Below are 3,983 nucleotides of genomic sequence, written 5' to 3'. Positions count from 1 at the left end.
CCCGCCTGCGCGCCGCCCACGAGACGACCGCGACCCGCGCGGACATCACCCTCACCACCTCAACGCCGGCCGACCTCACCGTCGAGGCCGACCCGGTGCGCCTGCGCCAGGTCCTGGACAACCTCGTCGCCAACGCCCTGCGCCACGTCCCACCCGGCGGCCGGGTCGAGGTGACCGCCGAACACGAGGGCGACGACGTCGTCATCAAGGTCGCCGACACCGGCACCGGCATCACCCCCGAAGACCTCCCCCACGTGTTCGACCGCTTCTGGCGAGCCGAGAAGTCCCGCAGCAGACGCACCGGCGGCAGCGGCCTGGGCCTGGCCATCGTGCGCAAGCTGGTGGAGGCGCACGGCGGAACGGTCTCGGCAACCAGCGAACCGGGCAAAGGCTCAACCTTCACCGTCCGCCTGCCCGCGCCACCGACCTCCAGCTGAACACCCCGCCACCGCCTCGCGGCCGAACCTCGCTGCCGTCGCCCCAGTCACCGCCCCGCGGCCGAACACCCCCGCCGCCGTCCCCGGCCGAACCTCGCCACCGCCGCCTCTCGCTGAACCTCGCCGAAGCCCTCCACTCAACCGTTCCACCACCACCCTCAGCTGAAGCGTCCTGTCGCCACCCCCGGCTGAACGGTCCCCGCCCGCCCTGGGCTGACGGGCCCCGACCGCCCTGGGCTGACGGTCCCCGACCGCCCTGGGTTGACGGTCCCCGACCGCCCTGGGCTGACGGTCCCCGACCGCCCCCCCCGGCCGACCTGTTCTGCCACCGATCCCGCTCACGCGGTCTTCAGCTCCCCCGCGCGTTCGGGAGCCGCCACTGCAGCGGACCAGCGCAGCAAGTCGGGGAGCAAGGTCGCCAGACCGATGACGGCCATCACCACCCCGATCCACAGCGGGGCCCGCAACCCCAACCCGGCGTCGATCCCCAGCCCGCCCAGCCACGACCCGATCACCACGCCGAAGGTGATGCACGAGGTGTGCACGGTGTTGACCAGCGGCCGTCCGTTGGCCACGCCCATGACCCTGGCCACCAGCGCCGGGTTCATCGTCACGCCGACCAGTCCCACCCCGAGCAGCGCCGCCACCACGACCGGCTTGTTCTCGGTGAGCAGCGCGAACACCGACAGGAGGATCGTCAACGACACCAGCCCGAAAGCGATGGTCGGGATCGCGTGCCGGTCGGCGAGCCTGCCGACGGCGGTGTTGCCGACGATCGTCGCGACGCCGTACGCCACCAGCAACCCGGTCACCTGACCGCCGCTGAACCCGGTCACCTCGGACAGGATCGGGGTGAAGTAGCTGAACGCCGCGTAGGTGGCTCCGATGACCAGCGTCGACGTCGAGTACACCGCCCACAGCTTCCAGTTCTTGAACACCGCGAACTCACCGCGCGCCGACGTGGTCCCGTCACCCTCCAACTTCGGCACGGCGCCTGCGGTGATCAGGCCGACCACCAGCGCCAATGCGGCCACGACCCAGAAGCTCGCGCGCCACCCGAACTCCGGCCCGATCCAACTCGCCACGGGCAGCCCGAGCACGGTGCCCGCCATGAGCCCGCTCAGCACCACCGACACCGCCCGCCCCGTCACCTCGGGCCGGGAGATCTCGACGGCGATGGCGATCGACACGCCGAAGAAGGCCCCGGACACCGCCCCGGTGACCAGCCGCGCCACCAGCACGAGCCAGTAGTCCGCAGCCAACGCCGCCAGCGCCTCACCCGCGACGAACGCCCCGAACAGCACCATCAACGCCGTCCGCTTGGGCAGCTTGAGCAGCGCCGCGGTGAGGATCGGGCCACCCACCGCCATCGCCAGCGCGTACAGCGAGATCAGGTACCCGATGTCGGGCACCGACACCTCCAGGCCGCGCGCCATCTCGGGCATCATCCCGGCGACTTGGAGTTCACTGGTGACGAGGGCGAAGATCCCCAGTCCCAGCACGTACACGGCCAGTGGCATGGACTTCCTGCTTTCTCGGCAACTCACTGGTAAACGCTTCCCACCCGACCTGACCGGCGATCCCGGCTCATCACCCAGCCCACCTCGGTTGTCCGACCTGCCCCGTCACCTGGCCTGGCTGGACAGACCCGACCGATCGGCCCCAGGTGGTCAAAATTCAGGTGGTCAGATTTGGGCGGTCAAATCCGGGCGGTCAGATTTGGCCGTTCAGACTTGGAAGGAGTTGGTCGCAGCCCCGACCACGACCGCGCGCGGGTTGTCGGCCGGGTCGAAAGGAGGAACCGGTTGTCCCGCAACGGCGGGCACGCCCGCCTCGATGAAGAACCGCTCGACACCGCCGGTGCTGAACACCGGCAGTGGGCGGGCGGAACGCAGGCCGGTGTTGCGGAACCCGTGCGCGGTGTTGCGGGGGATGAACACGAAGTCGCCGGGCCCGGCGTGCACCGTGGTGTCCCCGGCGTAGATCTCAAGCTCGCCGTCGGGGAGAAAGCCTCGTCCTCGTTGCCGTGCGTGTGCAGCGGCGGACCACCACCGGGTGGCACGGAAGCCTCTAACAGTGCCAGCGAACCCCCGGACTCCCGCGTGCCGATCTTCACGGTGTAGACGTCGCCGTTGAGCCCCGCGGTCTCGCCCTCGCCGGAGGGCACGTGCAGGAACTCCCCGCCGCTCGCGGTCTTGACCGGCGACGACGCAACGGGTGTCGCGGTGCTGGGCGTGTCCATCTCCTGTGCCGCCCCTCGGGTGCTCGACTATTTTTTGACCGACCGGTCATAATAAATCCGCAGGACGGCCCGGCTGTCAAGCCGCCGCCCGAAGGGCGCGGGTATACGGTGGGACGGCGCGAGGGAGGAGACAGCGGTGCCACGAGGAAGACCCAGGGGCTTCGACGCGGACGCCGCCGTCGACGCCGCGCTGGACCTGTTCTGGCGGCGCGGTTACGAAGGCACCTCCCTGACCGACCTCACCGAGGCGATGGGCATCCGCAAAGGAAGCCTCTACCAGACCTTCGGCAGCAAGGAAGCCCTGTTCGACCAGGTCCTGCTCCGCTACGCGGAGACCGTCGCCAGCTACATCACCGAAGCCCTGGCCCTGCCCACCGCGCGCGAGGTCGTGGCCGCGGTCTGGCGAGGTTCCGTGGAAGCCACCACAGGTGACGACTCCCCGCACGGCTGCCTCATCGTGCACGGCGCGCTCAGCTGCTCCGCCGAATCGGAGTCCGTCCGCACCCGCCTGTCCGAGATCCGAGCCGCAGACCGCGCACGCCTCCGCGCACGCCTGACCGCGGCTCCCGCAGCGGAACTACCGGCAACCACCACCCCCGAAAGCCTCGCCGCCTACGTCGCCACCGTCCAGCACGGCATAGCCGTCCAGGCCCGTAGCGGAGCGGACCGCGACACCCTCCTCACCGCCGTCGACGTGGCCCTAGCTGTCTTCCCCCGCAGCTGAACCGCTGCGGACTCGCAGTGCCGGCCTGCCCCAGCGATCGCCAGCTCCAGCGATCCCAGGTTGCGGCAACCCCAGCCCCCATCGATCCGACCTCCGTCGATCCGTGCTCTTCCGTGCTCTATCGATTCTGGCTCCGGCAATCGCGAGCTTCGCACGCCCCATAGCCGGAAGCGGCTTCCTCGGCTGCTGCGGCACTAATGTGCTCCGTCAGCCCTCTCGGAGGAGCGAGTGCCCGTGACCGCGCCCGAGGTGACCGTCCGCCCCACCCCCACCACCACCACCGACCTGCAGGCGGGGGCGGAGATCTACGCCCCCTTCGTGGACGACACCACGGTCACCTTCGACCTCGTCCCGCCCACCGTGGACGACTGGAGGCGCAAGCACGACGAGGTCACCGCACGAGGACTGCCGTTCCTGATCGCGGACCACGGTGGCGAGGTCGTTGGGTTCGCCTACCTGGCCCCGTGGCGCGCCAAACCCGCCTACCGCCACACCGCCGAGGACACGATCTACCTCGCCCCCGCCGCCACCGGTCGAGGAACGGGAGCGGCGCTGCTGGAAGCGCTGCTCGCGCTGGGGG

Annotated in this window: 5 protein-coding genes; 3 read left to right on the top strand and 2 right to left on the bottom strand. The window is 70.4% G+C overall.

Annotation, left to right across the window (positions count from 1 at the left end):
• Window positions 1-437: sensor histidine kinase (locus ACTUAL_RS11195; protein WP_440900208.1), on the top strand; the 437-nt coding region annotated here is incomplete at its 5' end.
• Window positions 438-775: 338 nt separating this feature from the next.
• Here the strand turns inward: ACTUAL_RS11195 and ACTUAL_RS11190 are convergent.
• The gene (locus tag ACTUAL_RS11190; RefSeq protein WP_440900207.1) at window positions 776-1,957 is read right to left on the bottom strand and encodes an MFS transporter; all 1,182 of its coding nucleotides are present in this window, start codon (window positions 1,955-1,957) and stop codon (window positions 776-778) included.
• A gap of 207 nt (window positions 1,958-2,164) precedes the next feature.
• Complete coding sequence (locus ACTUAL_RS11185; RefSeq protein ID WP_440900209.1) at window positions 2,165-2,710, bottom strand: cupin domain-containing protein; 546 nt, start codon at window positions 2,708-2,710, stop codon at window positions 2,165-2,167.
• Between the two features lie 105 nt (window positions 2,711-2,815).
• Between ACTUAL_RS11185 and ACTUAL_RS11180 the strand changes: the two genes are divergently transcribed.
• A complete protein-coding gene (locus ACTUAL_RS11180) occupies window positions 2,816-3,403 on the top strand; it encodes a TetR/AcrR family transcriptional regulator (protein WP_440900206.1) in 588 nt (195 codons plus the stop codon).
• Window positions 3,404-3,637: 234 nt separating this feature from the next.
• Window positions 3,638-3,983: N-acetyltransferase family protein (locus tag ACTUAL_RS11175; RefSeq protein ID WP_440900205.1), on the top strand; the 346-nt coding region annotated here is incomplete at its 3' end.

The organism is Actinosynnema sp. (assembly GCF_052038725.1).
This window is presented reverse-complemented; position numbering and strand designations above follow the sequence as displayed.